The 17,389-nt window shown below is 71.4% G+C and carries 18 protein-coding genes and 1 pseudogene; 18 read left to right on the forward strand and 1 reads right to left on the reverse strand.

Translation table 11 applies throughout. From position 1 onward, the window contains the following. The first annotated feature begins 91 nt into the window (after positions 1-91). Together rnc and VK923_10460 are read left to right on the forward strand one after the other, a co-directional pair. Positions 92-859: a ribonuclease III gene (gene rnc, locus VK923_10455; GenBank protein HSJ45090.1), complete on the forward strand. Its 768-nt coding sequence runs from the start codon at positions 92-94 to the stop codon at positions 857-859. Next, complete coding sequence (locus VK923_10460) at positions 856-1,680, forward strand: DNA-formamidopyrimidine glycosylase family protein (protein HSJ45091.1); 825 nt, start codon at positions 856-858, stop codon at positions 1,678-1,680. Before rnc ends, VK923_10460 begins: the two co-directional genes overlap by 4 nt. Here the strand turns inward: VK923_10460 and VK923_10465 are convergent. Beyond that, on the reverse strand, positions 1,646-2,749 hold the full coding sequence (locus VK923_10465) for an alpha/beta hydrolase (GenBank protein HSJ45092.1): 1,104 nt from the start codon (positions 2,747-2,749) through the stop codon (positions 1,646-1,648). The two genes, VK923_10460 and VK923_10465, sit on opposite strands and share 35 nt — an antisense overlap. Before the next feature lie 256 nt (positions 2,750-3,005). On the opposite strand from VK923_10465, the gene VK923_10470 reads away from it, so the two are divergent. From VK923_10470 to VK923_10545, 16 genes and pseudogenes are all read left to right on the forward strand, one after another. Next, a complete protein-coding gene (locus tag VK923_10470; protein ID HSJ45093.1) occupies positions 3,006-3,194 on the forward strand; it encodes a hypothetical protein in 189 nt (62 codons plus the stop codon). A gap of 109 nt (positions 3,195-3,303) precedes the next feature. Then, positions 3,304-6,780, forward strand: a complete 3,477-nt coding sequence (gene smc, locus VK923_10475; protein HSJ45094.1) for a chromosome segregation protein SMC — start codon at positions 3,304-3,306, stop codon at positions 6,778-6,780. A 74-nt stretch (positions 6,781-6,854) separates the two neighbouring features. Then, a complete protein-coding gene (locus VK923_10480; GenBank protein HSJ45095.1) occupies positions 6,855-7,808 on the forward strand; it encodes a hypothetical protein in 954 nt (317 codons plus the stop codon). Positions 7,809-7,839: 31 nt separating this feature from the next. Further along, positions 7,840-9,021 (forward strand): signal recognition particle-docking protein FtsY, encoded by a 1,182-nt coding sequence (ftsY, locus tag VK923_10485; protein HSJ45096.1) that lies wholly within the window; start codon positions 7,840-7,842, stop codon positions 9,019-9,021. A 1-nt stretch (position 9,022) separates the two neighbouring features. Next, positions 9,023-9,910 (forward strand): WYL domain-containing protein, encoded by an 888-nt coding sequence (locus VK923_10490; GenBank protein HSJ45097.1) that lies wholly within the window; start codon positions 9,023-9,025, stop codon positions 9,908-9,910. A 210-nt stretch (positions 9,911-10,120) separates the two neighbouring features. Then, the gene (gene ffh / locus VK923_10495) at positions 10,121-11,647 is read left to right on the forward strand and encodes a signal recognition particle protein (GenBank protein HSJ45098.1); all 1,527 of its coding nucleotides are present in this window, start codon (positions 10,121-10,123) and stop codon (positions 11,645-11,647) included. Positions 11,648-11,843: 196 nt separating this feature from the next. Then, on the forward strand, positions 11,844-12,332 hold the full coding sequence (rpsP, locus tag VK923_10500; protein ID HSJ45099.1) for a 30S ribosomal protein S16: 489 nt from the start codon (positions 11,844-11,846) through the stop codon (positions 12,330-12,332). After that, the gene (locus VK923_10505) at positions 12,329-12,568 is read left to right on the forward strand and encodes a KH domain-containing protein (GenBank protein HSJ45100.1); all 240 of its coding nucleotides are present in this window, start codon (positions 12,329-12,331) and stop codon (positions 12,566-12,568) included. The genes rpsP and VK923_10505 overlap by 4 nt, the downstream gene beginning before the upstream one ends. 7 nt (positions 12,569-12,575) lie before the next feature. Further along, positions 12,576-13,073 (forward strand): ribosome maturation factor RimM, encoded by a 498-nt coding sequence (gene rimM, locus VK923_10510; protein HSJ45101.1) that lies wholly within the window; start codon positions 12,576-12,578, stop codon positions 13,071-13,073. Between the two features lie 3 nt (positions 13,074-13,076). Beyond that, positions 13,077-13,823 carry a tRNA (guanosine(37)-N1)-methyltransferase TrmD gene (gene trmD, locus VK923_10515; GenBank protein HSJ45102.1) on the forward strand — a complete coding sequence of 249 codons (747 nt, stop codon included), beginning with the start codon at positions 13,077-13,079 and terminating at the stop codon, positions 13,821-13,823. Between the two features lie 101 nt (positions 13,824-13,924). After that, positions 13,925-14,284: a 50S ribosomal protein L19 gene (gene rplS / locus VK923_10520; protein HSJ45103.1), complete on the forward strand. Its 360-nt coding sequence runs from the start codon at positions 13,925-13,927 to the stop codon at positions 14,282-14,284. A 20-nt stretch (positions 14,285-14,304) separates the two neighbouring features. Continuing rightward, positions 14,305-15,018, forward strand: a complete 714-nt coding sequence (gene lepB / locus VK923_10525) for a signal peptidase I (protein HSJ45104.1) — start codon at positions 14,305-14,307, stop codon at positions 15,016-15,018. 52 nt (positions 15,019-15,070) lie between these two features. After that, positions 15,071-15,391, forward strand: a complete 321-nt coding sequence (locus tag VK923_10530) for a DUF2469 family protein (GenBank protein HSJ45105.1) — start codon at positions 15,071-15,073, stop codon at positions 15,389-15,391. 229 nt (positions 15,392-15,620) lie between these two features. Beyond that, the gene (locus VK923_10535; protein HSJ45106.1) at positions 15,621-15,995 is read left to right on the forward strand and encodes a YraN family protein; all 375 of its coding nucleotides are present in this window, start codon (positions 15,621-15,623) and stop codon (positions 15,993-15,995) included. 73 nt (positions 15,996-16,068) lie between these two features. After that, positions 16,069-16,899 (forward strand): annotated as a pseudogene (locus tag VK923_10540) (ATP-binding protein). A gap of 25 nt (positions 16,900-16,924) precedes the next feature. After that, positions 16,925-17,389 (forward strand): recombinase family protein (locus tag VK923_10545; protein ID HSJ45107.1); only part of this gene is annotated, 465 nt, incomplete at its 3' end.

Here is a 17,389-nt window from a genome sequence, read left to right on the forward strand (position 1 = left end):
GTTACTACCGTGGTCGACGCGTCCTGGAGGTGGGCGCGTAGGCCGACGCGATGTGCGTGCGCGGGGGGACCGCGACGGTCCCACGGCTGTGATGCCGACCTGTGGTGGCATCGCGCTGCAACGTGCACTGGCTGTGGAGGTTTCCGATCCGGAGCTGTGGACCCGTGCGCTGACCCACCGCAGCTTCGCCTTCGAAGCGGGTGGCACGCCGGACAACGAGCGGCTGGAGTTCCTGGGCGACGCTGTGCTCCAGCTCGTGATCACAGACGAGATCTTCCGCGGGTTGTCGGACGCTCGTGAGGGGCGGCTGGCCAAGCTGCGTGCGGCCATGGTCAACACTGCACGTCTTGCGGAGCTCGCCCGCGCGGTGGATCTCGGCGCGGCGGTCAAGCTGGGCCGCGGCGAGGAGCAGTCGGGCGGGCGCGACAAGGACTCGATCCTGGCGGACACGCTCGAGGCCGTGTTCGGCGCGATCTACCTCGACCAGGGCCTGGAGACCGTCACGACGGTCATCCGTGCCCTGTTCCGCCCCCTGATCGAGGAGCTGTCGACCCAGCACGCCGCGCTGGACTACAAGACCTCGTTACAGGAGCTCGCCGCCGCCCGTCTGTCGTCGCTGCCGGTGTACGAGGTGACCGACTCCGGGCCCGACCACGACAAGGAGTTCGTGGCCGAGGCCATCCTCGACGGGGAGCGGCTCGGACGGGGGCATGGGCGCAGCAAGAAGGCAGCCGAGCAGGAGGCCGCGCGCGAGGCGTACGCGGTCCTCGCCGAACGGGTCGGCGAGACGCACGACCGAATTGACGTCGCCGGTACTGTTGCCGGCAGCCGGTCGGATGCAACAGGAGAGCACGCGTGACCTACCTGCCCGAGGTCGAGGTGATCCGCAAGGAGCTCGAGAAGGAGGTCCAGGGAAAGCGCTTCAAGACGGTCAACGTCAAGAGCGCGTCCTCGGTTGGACGGCACCGCAACCGGCCGGAGTTCTACAGGGCGCTGGACGGGCGCAAGATCGAGTCGGTCACCCGGCGGGGCCGGCTGCTGTTGTTCGAGCTCGACGAGGACCTGACACTGGTGATCGCCCTCGGGTCGCGTGGTGCGCTGAGGCGGGAGACCGCGACCGAGGAGGCGGGGCCTGACACTCAGTTCACCGCGTCGTTCACCACCGGCGGGGCCCTGCACCTGGTCGACCCCGTCAAGGACGCCGAGCTGTTCGTGGTGCCGACCCCCGAGCTGGACGCGCTTCCGGAGCTGTCGACGGGTGGCATCGACGCACTGGCGGACACCTTCACGTGGCACGCGTTCGGTCAGGAGCTTGTGCTGCGCCAGCAGCCGCTCGCGTTGCTGCTGCGTGACGAGACGTTCATCCTCGGACTCGGCGACCTGTACGCTGACGAGATCCTGTGGTCGGCGGGGCTGGCGCCCACGCGCCCGAGCAACAGCCTGAGCAGCCAGGAGGTGCGGCGGCTGTATCGGGCGATCTTCGAGGTCCTGTACGAGGCCGTCAAGCAGGGTGGCGTCAACGTCACCGATGTCGACGCCGAAGAGGAAGAGGTCGGGTACGCCGACTTCGTCAAGGTCTACGAGCGCGTCGGCGAGCAGTGTGTGCGGTGCCGACGCCCGATCGGGCAGATCGACGTCGACGGTGTCACGGTGTTCGCCTGCTCGGGCTGTCAGACCTGACCTTGCCCGTGGCCACCCGTCCCTGCTCGGCTCGCGCCGGCTCGCCGACCACCTGAGGGCGGACACATCCGGAGCTGGTCACGGCGTCGACCGCGGCCAGCAGCGCCGGAGCGAACACGTCGGCCCGCGCGATCATTGCGTCGTGGTCGACGTCGAGCTCGATGACGGTCGTGCCCGGACCAAGCCGGGCGGCCAGGTCGCGCTGGTTGGCGACGCCGACCAGCTTGTCGCGCGTCGTGACGATGACTGCGGCGGGGACGTCGACGGTCGCCATCCACGCGCGAGCGTCGAACCGCGACAGCTCCCGTCCGGCTTCGGCGATGTCCTCGGCGCTGCCACGGTCAACCTCGCCGACCATCCAGGGCAGTAGGCCGGCGAGCTGGTCGGGAAGGTCGATCCCGATCATCCGTGTCAGCTGTAGGGGCATCCTGCCACCGATGACGGCGTGCAACGCCCGCTCCCACCAGTGGCGCGGGAACAGGCGCATGACCAGCTGCAGGACTCCCATGCCGCGCCACAGCCAGTGGTCGGTCCGGGTGACGTTGAAGGTTGCGCTCGTGGCGCACAGCACCAGGCCGGACACCAGCTCGGGGTGACGCTGCCACAGGAGCAGGGCGATCGGGCCCCCCATCGAGTAGCCGACGGCCGTGACCGGGCCGGCGTCCAGCGCGCGGATCAGTGCCGCTGCGTCATCGGCGACGTCGGTCAGCCGGAACGGTCGAGACGGGCGTGTGCCGCGGCCGTGACCGCGGTGGTCGGGTGCAAGCACCCGCGCGCGCTCCGACAGCGGGCCGTACGACGAGAACCAGTGCATGTCGGCCGGAAACATCCAGCCGTGCAGCAGCAGCACTGTGGGCGCGCCCGGCGCGGGGCCGACGGCGTCGCGGACGAACAGCTCTCCGTGGCCGGCCACGGGGATGATCCGTGCCGGTGGGAGCTGCGGTGGAGGATCGGGGCTGGCATCCGCCGGGGGCTCGGGGCGCGAGCGTCCCGCGGCCCATAGCGCCGCTGCGACGGTCGCCACGGTGGACGCGGCCCACCACAGCAGCAGTCGTTTGAGCGTTCGCATGCTGACAGCGTATGATCTGCGCATTCCGTGGCGTGTCACGAACCACGCCGCGGGCTGGCGCCGCCGGTCATGAAGCAGCGATGATCGTCGTGCGACGGTTGCGTGCGATCGCCCGCAATAGGGTATAGTGCAATCGTGAAAATGTGACGCGTCAGCGGATCGCGCTGGGATCGTGTCGCTTCCATCGTCTTGCGGCCACCCGTCGTCGACGATGTGCGGGTGCACCGAGCCGAGTAGACCTGAGAGGACGACCTGCATGAAGGCGCTCATCGGAGCCATGGATCATCGGCCCTACCAGATGCTCGCAGAGCTCACATCACTGCGGGCGAGGGTAGCCGGCCTGCGCGAGGAGCTTGCGGCCAGCGAGGCCGAGAAGCTCGCGTTGCAGGAGGAAGTTGCCCGACTGCGTGCGATCGCCGAGCGTGAGGTGGTCCTCACCAGCTGATCGCACCACACGACCACAGAGCGGCACCTGATGCCGCTCTTTTTCGTGCGCGTGCACGGCACGTCGGGGGTGTTTGGTCCGGTCGGGGCCGCTCCCTAGACTGCGACGCGTGTATCTGTCGTCCCTCACCCTGCGCGGCTTCAAGTCGTTCGCCGACAAGACGACCCTCGCCATGGAGCCCGGTGTCACGGTCATCGTCGGGCCCAACGGCTCAGGCAAGTCCAACGTCGTGGACGCGCTCACGTGGGTGCTGGGGACCCAGAGCCCCCGCTCTCTGCGCGGCGGCGCGATGTCCGACGTCATCTTCGCCGGAGCGCCCGGTCGCCCCGCGCTGGGGTGGGCATCGGTCGAGATCACAATCGACAACTCCGATGGCGCCGTACCGCTGGACCTCAGCGAGATCACCGTGGGCCGTGCGATGTTCGCCTCGGGCGAGACCGAGTACTCGATCAACGGCACGGCCTGTCGCCAGCTCGACATCGCCGAGCTGCTGAGTGACACCGGACTGGGGCGCGAGAGCCACACCATCGTCAGCCAGGGCCAGCTCGACGCGATCCTGACCGCCCGTCCGGAGGATCGCCGCGCGTTCATCGACGAGGCCGCAGGCATCACCAAGCACCGCCGCCGCAAGGACCGTGCAGTCCGAAAGCTGACCCAGATGGCCGAGCACGCGGAGCGGCTGGCCGACGTCGACCGCGAGCTCAGGCGGAGCCTGCGCCCGCTGGAACGCCAGGCCGAGGCTGCGGCGCGGCACGCCGAGCTGGCGGCCCAGCTGCGCGCGGTCCGCATCGAGCGCGTCACCGACATGCTGGTGCGGTCCACCCGCCGGTACGCCGCGGTGGCCGACCGCCACGCCGACCAGGCGAGTGCGGCGCGGCGCCTGCAGGAGCGGCTCGAGCGCCTGCGCGCCGAGCAGGAGATGGCGGAGGGCGCGCTAGCCGAGCTGCGGCACGCCGCCGAGCGTGCGGCGTCCGCCCACTTCCGGCTGGCCAACGGCCTGGAGCGGTTGCGATCGGTGCGGACCCAGATCACCGAGCGCCAGATCGGCCTGCAGACCGCACTCGACGAGCCCGTGATGCTGCGCGACCCCGCCGACCTGCGCAAGGCGGCAGGCCAGGAGCGCGAAGCGCTGGCAGCGGCCGAGCGCGAGGTGGCCCAGAACCAGGGCGTGCTCACCCATGCCGTGGCCGCACACGAGGAGGCCGATCGCGTCCGCCGGGCCCACGCGCAGGCCGCTGCCGCGGAGGCGCGGCGCCGGGCCGCTGCGCGGGAGCTCCGCCTGCGCTGGGAGGGCGAAGTCGCTGCCCTGCGATCCACGCTCGCACGAGCCGTCAGCGAGCAGGGACGCATCGGCGGCCGGCTGAGCGCGCTGCGGGAGCGCGACCAGCGACATGCCGACGACATCGCCGCGGCGCGCGCGGCGTACGAGGAGCAGCGGGCGCGGTGCGAGACGCAGATCGCAGCCGCCGAGGCCGCCGACACCGAGGTCGACGCGCTGCGGGCGGCGCTCGACGAGGTCATCGCCGAAGAGCGTGACTGCGAGCGGCGGCGCGCCGCGCTGGCTGCGCGTGTCGACGCGCTCGCCGCCGCTGCGGCAGACGTGACCGACGGGACGCGCACCCTCCTGGACGGCCGGCCCGCGGGCGTCGTGGGTCTCCTCGCCGAGCAGCTCACCGTCGCCGCGGGCGACGAACGGGCCATCGGCGTCGCCCTCGGCCCGGCGGCCGAGGCGTTGATCGTGGCGGATCCCGACGCGGCGGAAGCGGCGGCACGACAGGTGCGCGACGGAGACGACGGCCGTGTCCACCTGCTGGTCGCCGGTGCCAGCCGTCCACGGGCACGTGCCGTACCCGACGGTGCCCGAGCCGCGGTCGACCTGCTCGAGGGCCCGGCTCCGGTCGTCTCCGCGATCGCGCCCCTGCTGCGCGACACCGTCGTCGTCGACGACTACGACACCGCCTGCCGGGTGGCCCGGGAACGCCCCGACCTGACCGTGGTCACCACGGCCGGCGAGCTCGCGGGCGCCCGCGGCTACGTGGTCGGCAGCACCCCGCCCGGCTCCACCGTCGAGCGGCACGCGGCGCTCGGCGATGCGCGCTGGCAGCTTGCCACCGTCGACGACGAGGCGGCCGACATCGCCGGACGGGCCGCGTCCGCACAGTCCGCCTTCGTGGCCGCCGAGGAGGCCAGGTCGGCGGTCGTCGTTGAGCTTCGCGTCGCGACGGTGGCACGCGACGAGCGGGCGGAACAGCTGCGCAGGCTCGAGGCGGAGGCCGCGGCCTACCATCGTGAGCTCGAAGCCGTCGAGCAGGCCGCTGAGCAGGTCGACCGCGAGGTGGGGTCACGCAGCAACGAGCTCGCCGTGCTCGAGGCGGCCGCGCAGCCCGACGCCACGGAGGACGACGGTGGCGCCGACGTCGAGGCAGAGCGTCTCGTCGACGCGCTGCGGGCGGCGCAGGAGCGCGAGGTCGACGCGCGCGTCGCCTTGTCGTCGGCGGTCAGCCGTCGGGACGAGATCGCGCGGCGCATCGCCGTCGCCGAACGGGAGGCTGCAGAGCTCGAGCGCGCCTGGGCAGCCGCCGACGAGCGCCAGGAACGGCGGCGCATCGCCGTCGAGCGGTGCCGCGCGCTCGCCGAGGTCGTCGACCACGCGCTGCGGGCCGGTATGGACGCGCTCGACGCGTCCGCTGCGGAGCGGTCCACGGTTGAGGCGCGCCGCGACGAGCAGCAGGCGGCGCTCGGAGCGTTGCGCTCGCGGTCGTCCGACGCCGAGCGTGAGCTGTCCGACCACACCCGCAGCCAGCACACCGGCGAGCTTGCCGTCGCCGAGGCGCGCCACGCACTGGACGATGCTCGCACGCGCGCCCGCGACCTCGGCCTGGATCCCGACGGGCTGGTCGACGACGACCCGGCCTCGGTCGGTGACGAACGTCGTGCGGAGCTGGTCTCCACCGAGGAGGACCTTGCCCGTCAGGTCGCCCTGCTGGGGCCGGTCAACCCGCTCGCGGTCGACGAGTTCGAGGCGCTCAAGGAGCGGCAGCGCTTCCTCAGCGAGCAGCTCGACGACCTCGAACGGTCGCGCCAGGACCTCCTCGAGATGGTCACGGCCGTCGACGAGCGGATCCGTGAGATCTTCGGCCAGGCGTTCGCCGACGTCGCCGTCGAGTTCGAGCGCCTGTTCGAGCGCCTGTTCCCCGGCGGCGAGGGTCGTCTGGAGCTGACTGACCCCGACGACCTGCTCACGACCGGCGTCGATGTGCTGGCGCGTCCGGCCGGCAAGCGGGTGTCCCGGCTGTCGCTCCTGTCGGGCGGGGAACGCTCGCTCGTGGCGCTCGCGCTGGCGTTCGCGATCTTCGCGGCCCGTCCGTCGCCGTTCTACGTGCTCGACGAGGTCGAGGCGGCGCTGGACGACATCAACCTCCAGCGGGTGCTCGACGTCATCGACGAGTTCCGGTCCAGCAGCCAGCTGATCGTGGTGACCCACCAGAAGCGGACCATGGAGGTCGCCGACGTGCTGTACGGCGTCACGATGCGGACCGGCGGGGTCTCCAAGGTGCTCAGCCAGCGGTTGTCCGACGTCGCCTGACTGCGCCGCGGCACACGGCACGGCACGATCGTGTCCACGGACCGCAGCTCCGACGACAGCGAGGCCTCCGCCACATGACAGCACCAGCTCCCATCGACACCACGATCGACCGGCGGGCCTTCCTACGTGTGCTCGCGGTGCTGGGCGCCGGAGGCGCGCTGGCGGCCTGCGGTGGCAGCGGCGGGCACGCGTCGCAGGACCCGAGCTCGGCGGCGAGCGCCACGTCGGACCCGGGCGAGGAGGCCGTGTCCGCGGTAGCGCCCGACGCGGAGGTGTCGCTCGCGGTCGTCGCCGCGACGTTCGAGCAGCTCATCGATCAGCCCAACCCGTTCGTGTTCGGCCTGTTCACACTGGAGCAGGAGCCGATCGAGGGTGCGTCGGCGCAGGTCTACGCGGTGCCGTCGAACGGGGGCGAGCCGGTTGGTCCGTGGTCGGCGACGCCCGCGGACGTGGACGTCCCACCAGGTGGCCTCTACACCGTCGACGCCGCGTTTCCCAGCGCCGGGCTGCACGAGGTCGTGGTCGTCACCGACGACGGACAGGCCGGCACGGTCGCGGTCGACGTGCGTGATGCGTCGTCCAGCCAGCTGCCAGCTCCGGGGCAGCAGGCACAGGCGGTCGCGACACCCACCGAGGGGGACCCGCTGGGCTACACGACCCTGTGCACCCGCGAGCAACCCTGCGGCATGCACGAGGTCAGCCTCGACGAGGCGCTCCTGGCGGGACAGCCGATCGTGCTGCTGTTCGCCACGCCCGCGTTCTGCCAGACCGCGGTGTGTGGCCCGACGGTCGACGTCGTCGAGAAGGTGCGCCGGAACGGGTTCGACGACGTGCAGTTCATCCACTGCGAGATCTTCTCCGACGAGGGTTCCACGCTGGGCGAACCCGTCCAGGCCTGGAACCTGCCGACCGAACCGTGGCTGTTCGTCATCGACCCCGACGGGCGGATCGTGCGCCGGGCCGACGGCCCGTTGCTGGTCCTCGCCGATCAGGTACGGTCGCTGATCAACGACGGCCTTTCGGCCTGACCCCCCACACCCTCCGCGAGCAGGAACGATCATGGAAGCTGTCATCCTCGCGACGGTGCTCGGCGTACTCGTCGCCGTCGTGTTCGTCGCGCTGCTGCGCGTCCGTCGCCACCCACCACCGCTCGACGAGCAGACCGCCGAGCAGCTCGCCGACCGGGCTCCGACGATCGACGTCCCGGAGGCCGACGAGCCGCAGCCGGCCGGAGCGCCGGAGGTCACCGACGCCGCCCCGTCGGTCGCCGCCCCGCCCGCACCGGCGCTGTCACCGGCGGAGCGCTTCCGCTTGCGGCTGGGTCGCGCGCGGTCGGGCCTGGGCGGCGCGATCGTGGCCATCTTCCATGGCGGCGTCGACGACGACGTGTGGGACGAACTGGAGGACTCGCTGATCGCCGCCGACGTCGGCGTCGATGCGACGCTGGAGCTGGTCGCCGGCCTGCGCGAGCGGGTGCGGGCCGAGAACATCCGCAGCGGCCCCGAGGTGCTCGAGCTGCTCAAGGAGGTCCTGCGCCTCGAGCTGGGCGTGGCCGACCGCAGCCTCGCGTGGCGTGAGGACGGCACGACCGTCTGGCTGATCACCGGTGTCAACGGGACCGGCAAGACGACCTCGATCGGCAAGGTGGCCGCGCGTGAGCGCGCCGTCGGACGGACCGTCGTGCTGGCCGCCGCAGACACCTTCCGTGCCGCCGCCGCCGATCAGCTCGCGCTGTGGGGTGAGCGTGCGGGCGCCCGGGTGGTGCGGCAGGAGGAGGGTGCCGATCCCGCCGCTGTCGCCTTCGACGGCTGGTCCGCGGCCTCGGCTGCCGGAGCAGACCTGCTGATGGTCGACACCGCAGGGCGGCTGCAGAACAAGCGCGCACTCATGGGCGAGCTGAGCAAGGTCAAGCGGGTGCTCGACCGTGAGGCCGGGCGCGTCGACGAGGTGCTGCTGGTCCTCGACGCGACCACCGGCCAGAACGGCCTTGCCCAGGCGAAGGCGTTCGCCGAGGCCGTGGACGTCACCGGGGTGGTGCTCACCAAGCTCGACGGCACCGCCAAGGGTGGGATCGTCGTCGCGATCCAGCGCCAGCTCGGCCTGCCGGTCAAGCTGGTCGGGCTCGGCGAGGACATCGAGGACCTCGCGACCTTCGACCCGGACGCGTTCGTGGACGCCCTGTTCGCTGAGGGCAGCCAGGACGTCGAGATCGAGCAGGCTGGCGCGACCGAGGAGCGCTGACGTGCTCGACCGTCTCCGGCTCGAAGAGACGCGGGAGGCGCTGCGACTGCTCGGCGTCGAGGCGCCGACCGGCAGGACGACGGCCCTGCGTGCACTGCGCGACGCCTTCGCCCAGTTCGGCTTCGTCCGCCAGCAGCTCGAGCAGTCGCCGCCAGTCGCGCGCAGCGCGTTCCTGCGCCTGCTCCACGAGGGACCGCTGTCGGTGGAGCAGTTGCTCGGACGCGGCTGGTGGGCGCGAGGGATGCTGCCGACCCCACTGGACTGGCTGCAGCGGCGCGCGTTCGTGATGGTCGACGACGCCGGCCGTGTCGTCGCCGTCCGGGAGGCACGTGAGGGCTACCTGGCCGGTGCGCACGAGCCACCCGACGAGGCCGACGACGAGCCGTTCACCGGCGCCGCGCGGCTGAGCGTCGAGCCGGCCGGCGCGGTCGTCATCTGCGAGGACGCCGACCTGCTCCACCGCGCGGTCGCGCTCGCCGCCGGGCGTCTGCAACTGGTGGCGCCGACGGTGGCCGTGTCGACCGGGTCGCCCGCCACCGTGGTCCGCGCGCTGCGCGAGGCGAACCTGCCGCTCGTCGAGGACCTGCAGGTCGCGGCGAGCTCCAGCCAGCCTGCATTGCCGGACCGCGTCGAGCAGGCGGTGGGCCCCCAGGCGATCCGCGCGCTGCTGACGCGTGCGGTCGCCGAGGAGCGTCAGGTCCGGCTCGACTACTACGCGTCGTCGCGCGGCGGGGTTGCGACGGACCGCGTGGTCGACCCGTGGCGGTTCGTGGACGATCTGCTGACGGGCTGGTGCCACCTGCGTACGGCCGAGCGCACCTTCGCCCTCGACCGGATCGGTCGGGCGCGCATGCTGCCGGCCGCCATCACCCACCGCGACGGCGCCTGACTGCTCTGGGGAGCCGCTCCGGCGTATACGGTGGTCTGACTCCCAGAACGACGGGGACAATCGGACCCTGGGAGTGCGTCCGGCGTATGCGGTGGTTTGGCTCCGGAACCGACGGGTGCCGGAGCCCCGCTACAGTGAGACACCCACGGCTGCCGCGCGTTCGTCGCGGTCATGCCGATCCCAGACCCCACCAACCTTCGGATCTGCCCCATGTTCGACGCGCTCGGTGAACGCCTCGAAGCCATCTTCGCCAACCTCCGCCGTGGCGGGAGACTGACCGACGAGCAGGTCAATGCGACGCTGCGGGAGATCCGTCTGGCGTTGCTCGAGGCCGACGTCAACTTCAAGGTCGTCAAGGCCTTCGTGGCCCGCATCCGCGAACGTGCAGTCGGCACCGAGGTGCACGAGGCGCTCAACCCGGCGCAGCAGGTCATCAAGATCGTCCACGAGGAGCTCATCGAGATCCTCGGTGGCATGTCCGCGCCGCTGGACCTGGGCAGCCGGTCGCCTGCGGCGATCATGCTGGCCGGCCTACAGGGCTCCGGTAAGACGACAGCGGCGGGCAAGCTGGCCACGCTGCTCCGCAAGCAGGGCCGCCAGCCGCTGCTCGTCGCCTGCGACCTGCAGCGCCCGGCCGCCGTGCAGCAGTTGCGGGTGCTCGCCGAGCGCGCCGACGTGCCAGTCTACGCACCGGTGGAGTCAGGCGATCCCATTGCGGTCGCGCGTCAGTCGATGGACGAGGCGCGCCGGCTGGGCGCGTCGGTGGTCATCGTCGACACCGCGGGCCGGATGAACATCGACGACGTCCTGATGCAGCAGGCGGCCGATATCAAGGCTGCCGTGGACCCGGCCGAGACCCTGTTCGTGATCGACGCGATGATCGGCCAGGAAGCCGTCACGGTCGCCAAGGCGTTCCAGGAGGCCGTCGATTTCACAGGGGTGGTCCTGGCCAAGCTCGACGGTGACGCCCGCGGCGGCGCGGCGCTCTCGGTCGCCGAGGTGACCGGCCGGCCGATCAAGTTCGCGTCGGTGGGCGAGAGCCTCGATGACTTCGAGGCCTTCCATCCCGACCGCATGGCTGGCCGCATCCTCGGGATGGGCGACGTGCTCACGCTGATCGAGAAGGCCGAGGACGTCTACACCGAGCAGCAGGCCAGGGACATGGAGTCCAAGCTGCTCGCCGCCGAGTTCACGCTGGAGGACTTCCTCGAGCAGTTCCAGCAGCTCAAGAAGATGGGCCCGGTGCAGGGGTTGCTCGGGATGCTGCCCGGCGTCGGTCGACAGCTCAAGGACCTCGATCTCGATGAGCGGGAGCTGGTCCGGGTCGAAGCGATCATCCAGTCGATGACGCCCGAGGAGCGACAGCAGCCGCGCATCCTCAACGGCAAGCGCAAGAAGCGCATCGCCCGCGGGTCGGGCCGGTCGGCACAGGAGGTCAACCAGCTGCTCGCGTCGTTCGAGCAGATGCGCAAGATGATGAAGCAGCTCGGCGGTCCGAAGGGCATGAAGGCCCTGCGTGGCATGGGTGACCTCGACCTTGACGCCCTGGCCGCGGGCGGAGGGATGCCCGGAGGCCTCGGTGGTCTGCCGGGCGGCATGGGTGGCCTGCCGGGCGGGCTCGGCGGGTCGGCGCCGGGCGGCCCGCTGCCGCCCGGGGCCAAGCCGCGGGGCAAGTCGGTTCCCAAGCGCAAGCGCAAGAGCAAGAGCAGCAGGAACGGGAAGCGCAAACGCCGCTGACTGTGCCGCGCATCGGCCGAGGGGGCGCTACGCTAGACTGCGACGTTGTGCCACTGGCGTGTGCGCGTATGTGACGATCCTCGAGCTCCGCCACGGCAGGCACCCACATCGATGACAACCACCGTGCCGCTCATCACGCCGGCGAGCGGGTGCACCCCAACGGACGAGCACCACCGCGAAAGGACGAGGCAGTCAGATGGCTGTGAAGATGCGCCTGCGGCGCGAAGGCAAGCGGAAGCAGCCCTTCTACAGGGTGATCGTGGCGGACGCGCGTTCGCCCCGCGACGGGCGGTTCATCGAGGACATCGGGTACTACCATCCGCTGCGTGAGCCGTCGGAGATCCAGATCAGGCGCGAGCGGGCGCTCTACTGGCTGGGCGAGGGCGTGCAGCCGTCGGACGCGGTCCGCCAGCTGCTGCGGGTGACCGGCATCTGGGAGGAGTTCCGACCGGGCGACGTAGGGCGTCAGCGTCCGTCCCAGCAGGCGGCCGCGGCTGCCGCGCAGACCGCTGCGTCGGGATCCGCACCAGCGGCTGCCGAGACCCCCAACGAGACCGCCGCCGAGCAGCCCGACGAGACCGCCGCCGAGCAGCCCGACGAGACCGCTGCCGGCGCCGGTGGCGTGGGATCCTCCGCCGTCGGCGTGGCGGAGGCCGACGAGGACACCGAGGCCACCACGTCATGATGACCGAGGAGGTCCTCGCCTTCATCGCCCGCAAGCTGGTCGACCACCCGAACGACGTCACGGTCACGCCGGTCGACGGCGACCGGGTCGACGTCGTCCTCGAGTTGCGGGTGCACCCCGAGGACATGGGCAAGGTCATCGGCAAGCGCGGCCGCACGGCCAAGGCGATCCGCACCGTCGTGAAGGCGGCCGCCACGCGGGAGGGCACCAGCGCGACGGTCGAGATCGTCGACTGAGGCCGTCGTGCCGACCCGCGTGGTGCTCGGCACGCTCGGCAAGCCCTTCGGGCTCGCCGGTGACGCGTACCTGTGGGTAGACCCCGATCTGCGCGACGCCCTGAGCGTCGGCCTGCGCTGCACCGCGGGTCAGCGGACGCTCGAGATCACCGCCGTGCGCTGGCACAGAGGCCGCGCCCTCGTCCGCTTCGCCGGCGTCGACGATCGCGACGCGGTCGCCGAGCTGCGCAACACTGTGCTCGAGGTCGACCGCGACGACGTCTCTACCGACGACATGATGTGGGCCGACGACGTGCTCGGGCGTGAGATCGTCGACGCCGCCGGCACGCTGGTCGGCGTGGTCGACGGCGTCCTCGACGGTGCGGCCCACGACTTCCTGAGCGTCGCCCGGCCCGACGGTGGCGAGCTGCTGATCCCGGTGGTCGATGAGCTCGTCGATCTCGACGACCCGGTCGTGGTCCACGGGCCCCCGGGTCTGCTCGACCCGGCTGACACGATCGACTGACAGATGCCCGCCGAGCCCTTCCGCATCGACGTGCTGACGCTGTTCCCGGAGTGGTTCGCCGGGATGCTCGACACGTCGCTGCTCGGCCGTGCGCGCGAGGCCGGCGTGGTCCGCGTCGACGTCCACGACCTGCGGGCCTGGACGACCGACCGCCACCGGACCGCCGACGACGAGCCCTACGGCGGCGGTGCTGGCATGGTGCTCAAGCCGGAGCCCTTCTTCGCCGCGGTCGAGCAGCTCTACGGGGACGTCGACGCCCGTCCCCGCACGATCGTCCTGACACCGCGCGGTGCGCTGCTCGACCAGGACACGGTCCGCGACCTGGCGGGCGCCGGTCGTCTGCTGCTGCTCTGTGGCAGGTACGAGGGGATCGACGAGCGCGTGCACGTGGCCCTTGCGCACGACGAGCTGTCGATCGGCGACTACGTGCTGGCAGGAGGCGAGGCGGCGGCGGCGGTCGTGATCGAGGCCATGACCAGGCTGCTGCCGGGGGTCATGGGCAACGACCTCAGCGCGTCGGACGAGTCCCACGCCGACGGCCTGCTCGAGTATCCGCAGTACACGCGCCCGGCGAGCTTCCGCGGGATGGATGTGCCGCTCATCCTGCGCAGTGGGGACCACGCCCGCGTCGCCGCGTGGCGGCGCGAGCAGGCGATCGAGCGCACACGTCGGGTCAGGCCCGACCTCTACAGGCGCTGGAAGGCGGCCGGGAGCGTGATGCCCGTGGATCCGGCGGACGCGCGCGATTGAAGCGCCCACCTCGGTGAAGCTATCCTCTTACAGACCGACTTCTGACCGGCCCGTCGTCCGTTGGGCCTCGCACCGAACCTGCACGCGAAAGATGTGCTGCCATGAACCCGACCGACATGATCGACCTCGAGAACCTGCGTGACGACGTGCCCGAGTTCCGGGCCGGTGACCGCGTGCGCGTCCACGTCCGCGTGGTCGAGGGCAACCGCTCGAGGATCCAGGTCTTCGAGGGGGACGTGATCGCGCGTCGCGGCAGTGGCGTGAGCGAGACGTTCACGGTCCGCAAGATCAGCTTCAACGGCATCGGCGTCGAGCGCACGTTCCCGGTGCACGCGCCCGTCATCGATCACATCGAGGTCGTCCGCCGTGGGCGCGTTCGTCGCGCCAAGCTGTACTACCTGCGGGACCGCGTGGGCAAGAAGGCGAAGATCCGCGAGCGCCGCGACGTCGCGGGTGTCTGAGCGCCGCAGCGCTGCACTCCGTGGCTGACACCCATCAGGACATCGATCGCCGAGCGCCGGAGCGCGCTGCCGCGACCGACGACGGATCGCCATCCGCGGCGCGCCGCGTCGGTGGCTTCGTTGCGGAGCTGCCCGTGCTGCTGCTCGTGGCGTTCGTCCTGGCGCTACTGCTGCGCAGCTTCCTGATCCAGGCGTTCTTCATCCCGTCCGAGTCCATGGTCCCGACGCTCGAGATCGGCGACCGGGTGCTCGTCAACCGGCTCGCGTACCGCGTCGGTGAGCCGGAGCGCGGTGACATCGTGGTGTTCTCCGACGAGGCGGGGGCGCAGCGCAACAACGCCAACCCGCTCGCGGGAGGGTTGCGCTCCCTCGCGGCGGGACTCGGCCTCGCGCCGCCGTCCGAGCAGGACTTCATCAAGCGTGTGATCGGGCTGCCGGGCGAGACGATCGAGATCACCGACGGGGTGGTCTACATCAACGGGGAGCGGCTGGACGAGGCGCCGACCGACGAGGGGGGCTACCTGTCGACCCGCGACCGATCGTCGATGCCGGCCCAGCGCATCCCCGAAGGCGAGTACTTCGTGATGGGCGACAACCGGCCACGTTCGTCGGACTCGCGCAGCCTGCTCGGCACGATCAGCCGCGACCAGATGATCGGCCGCGCCTTCGTGCTCGTGTGGCCCTTCGACCGCGCCGGTCTGCTGCAGGCGACCGACGCCTCGACCGAGCAGTGACGGGCGTAGCCGCATTGCGTGCCTCACGCAGCGTCAGCGGTAGGTACACGTCATGAGCAGCTCCGAAGAGCTCGAGCAGTACGAGACCGACATGGAGCTCGCGCTGTACCGCGAGTACCGCGACGTCGTCGGCATGTTCCGCTACGCCGTCGAGACTGAGCGCCGCTTCTACCTCGCCAACGAGGTCGAGGTCGTCGAGCACGATCGTGGTCCGTACGAGATCGAACTGCGTGACGCGTGGGTCTGGGACATGTACCGCCCGGCACGGTTCGTGACGCACGTCCGCGTGCTGTCGTACCGCGACGTCAACATCGAGCGCATCGCCGGTGACGCCGAGCTGCCGGGATTCCCGCCGACGTCGATTGCCGACTAGCATCGCGGTCGATGGGCTTCAACTCGACGCGCCGCTACCGCGACGGCAAGGGCACCGACATCGTGCTCCTGATCGTCGGCCTCATCGTGCTCGCTGCGCTCGCGCTCTGGGGGTTCGGGGTCATCTGACCTGGTGAGGACCCAAGCGCCGCAGTCGGTGCGCCGGTTCTCCACACCCACGCCGGGTGGCGGTTGGGCAGGATCGGCCACCGGCCCTACCGTCCCCGGACATGGGACGCAATGCAGAGCTGGGCAGGTCCGGCGAACAGGTCGCCGCCACCTACGTCACACGCCTCGGGTGGTGCGTGCTCGCACGCAACTGGCGCCCCGCTGATCCCACGTTGCGTGGTGAGCTGGACATCGTCGCCATCGACGGAACGGACCTGGTCGTCTGTGAGGTCAAGACGCGCAGCAGCGCCGGCGCAGGTGTCCCGCTCGACGCGGTGACGCCGCGCAAGGTCACGCAGCTGCGCCGCCTCGCGGGGGCATGGCTCGCCGAGCAGGCAGCCCGCCACCGGGTCGTGCGCTTCGACGTGATCGGCCTGCTGTGGCCGGATCCCTCGATCGCTCCGACGATCGAGCACCGTCGTGACGTCGGTCGCTGAGCCCATGGTCGGCCTCGCGCGCAGCGCGGCGGTGATCGGCCTGCAGGCGGTCGACGTGGCCGTTGAGGTGTCCATGAGCGCAGGGCTGCCTGGGTTCGCCGTCATCGGCGCGACGGGTGCCGCCGGACGGCAGGCCGCGGACCGCGTTCGGGCGGCGCTCGCGGCGACGGGCGTCAGGCTGCCACCGCGCAAGATCCTGGCGTCGCTGGCGCCAGCCGACGTGCCGACGAGTGGAGCCCGGTTCGACCTGGCGCTGGCGGTCGCGCTGCTCGTGCAGCTCGGGCTCGTCCCGCCGTCGTCCGTCGCCGGCAGCGCGTTCCTCGGAGAGCTCGCGCTGGACGGTAGCGTCCGACCGGTGCCTGCCGTCTTGCCGGTGGCCGCGCACCTCGCCGCGCAGGACATCACCCGGCTGGTGGTGGCCGACGCCAACACGTCCGAGGCGCGGCTGATCGCGGGCATCGAGGTCGTCGCCGTCGCAGACCTGGCCGAGCTGCTCGACGTGACCAGGGGTGCCGTGGCGGCGCGGTCCTCGTCACCCCTCCCGCCGTCGACGATGGCGGACGTGCCCGACCTCGCGGACGTGCGCGGTCAGGCGGAGGCACGGCGTGCCTGCGAGATCGCCGCGGCGGGCGCGCACCACATGCTGCTGCTCGGTCCGCCCGGATGCGGCAAGTCGATGCTCGCCGCGCGGCTCGTCGGGCTCCTGCCGCCGCTGACGGAGGACCAGGCGCTCGAGGTACTGGCCGTGCGGTCGGTCGCCGGCCTGCTGACCGGTCCGGCGCCGTCCGTGCTGGACCGCACGCCGCCGCTGCGCCGGCCGCACCACGCCACGACCGCGGCGGCGCTGCTCGGTGGTGGCGGCGGCATCGCCCGGCCGGGCGAGATCAGCCTGGCAACAGTCGCTGTCAAGTTGTTGTACGCTCCGGCGCATGTCTACCGCAGTGTTGTACGCCCGGCAGAGCCGCACCGACGAACCCGCCGACCCCGACCGGTCGACGAGCCTCGAAGCGCAACTCGCCGACCTCCACGCGCTCGCCGACCGCCGCGGCTGGACCGTCGTCGGCACCTTCCGCGATCCCGATGCCCCGGCCGACGCGCTCGACCGTCGCACGGCATGGCTTGAGCTGCTCGACCACTGCGAACGCAACCCGGTCGACGTCGTAGCCGCGTTCGACACCAGCCGCCTATGGAGAAGCGTCGAGCTGCGCTACGTCATGCTCCGCCAGCTCCACGCCGCAGGCGTGACCACCATCGCGACCCTCGCGGGCGACACCACCACCGACCCGCACAACGACCCCGAAGGCGGCTTGGTCGGCACGATGCTGGCCGCGGTCGCCGAGTACGACAACCGCCTGCGGTCACTGAAGATCCGCCTCGCGAACGATCACACCGCC

Source organism: Euzebyales bacterium (genome assembly GCA_035461305.1).
Taxonomy (GTDB): Bacteria; Actinomycetota; Nitriliruptoria; order Euzebyales; family JAHELV01; genus JAHELV01.

Excerpts from the sequence above, each read along its gene's own strand:
- rnc (HSJ45090.1), top strand. The coding sequence starts at position 92 with ATGCCGACCTGTGGTGGCATCGCGCTGCAACGTGCACTGGCTGTGGAG.
- VK923_10465 (HSJ45092.1), bottom strand. The coding sequence starts at position 2,749 with ATGCGAACGCTCAAACGACTGCTGCTGTGGTGGGCCGCGTCCACCGTG.
- VK923_10470 (HSJ45093.1), top strand. The coding sequence starts at position 3,006 with ATGAAGGCGCTCATCGGAGCCATGGATCATCGGCCCTACCAGATGCTC.
- VK923_10480 (HSJ45095.1), top strand. The coding sequence starts at position 6,855 with ATGACAGCACCAGCTCCCATCGACACCACGATCGACCGGCGGGCCTTC.
- ftsY (HSJ45096.1), top strand. The coding sequence starts at position 7,840 with ATGGAAGCTGTCATCCTCGCGACGGTGCTCGGCGTACTCGTCGCCGTC.
- ffh (HSJ45098.1), top strand. The coding sequence starts at position 10,121 with ATGTTCGACGCGCTCGGTGAACGCCTCGAAGCCATCTTCGCCAACCTC.
- rpsP (HSJ45099.1), top strand. The coding sequence starts at position 11,844 with ATGGCTGTGAAGATGCGCCTGCGGCGCGAAGGCAAGCGGAAGCAGCCC.
- VK923_10505 (HSJ45100.1), top strand. The coding sequence starts at position 12,329 with ATGATGACCGAGGAGGTCCTCGCCTTCATCGCCCGCAAGCTGGTCGAC.
- trmD (HSJ45102.1), top strand. The coding sequence starts at position 13,077 with ATGCCCGCCGAGCCCTTCCGCATCGACGTGCTGACGCTGTTCCCGGAG.
- rplS (HSJ45103.1), top strand. The coding sequence starts at position 13,925 with ATGAACCCGACCGACATGATCGACCTCGAGAACCTGCGTGACGACGTG.
- VK923_10530 (HSJ45105.1), top strand. The coding sequence starts at position 15,071 with ATGAGCAGCTCCGAAGAGCTCGAGCAGTACGAGACCGACATGGAGCTC.
- VK923_10535 (HSJ45106.1), top strand. The coding sequence starts at position 15,621 with ATGGGACGCAATGCAGAGCTGGGCAGGTCCGGCGAACAGGTCGCCGCC.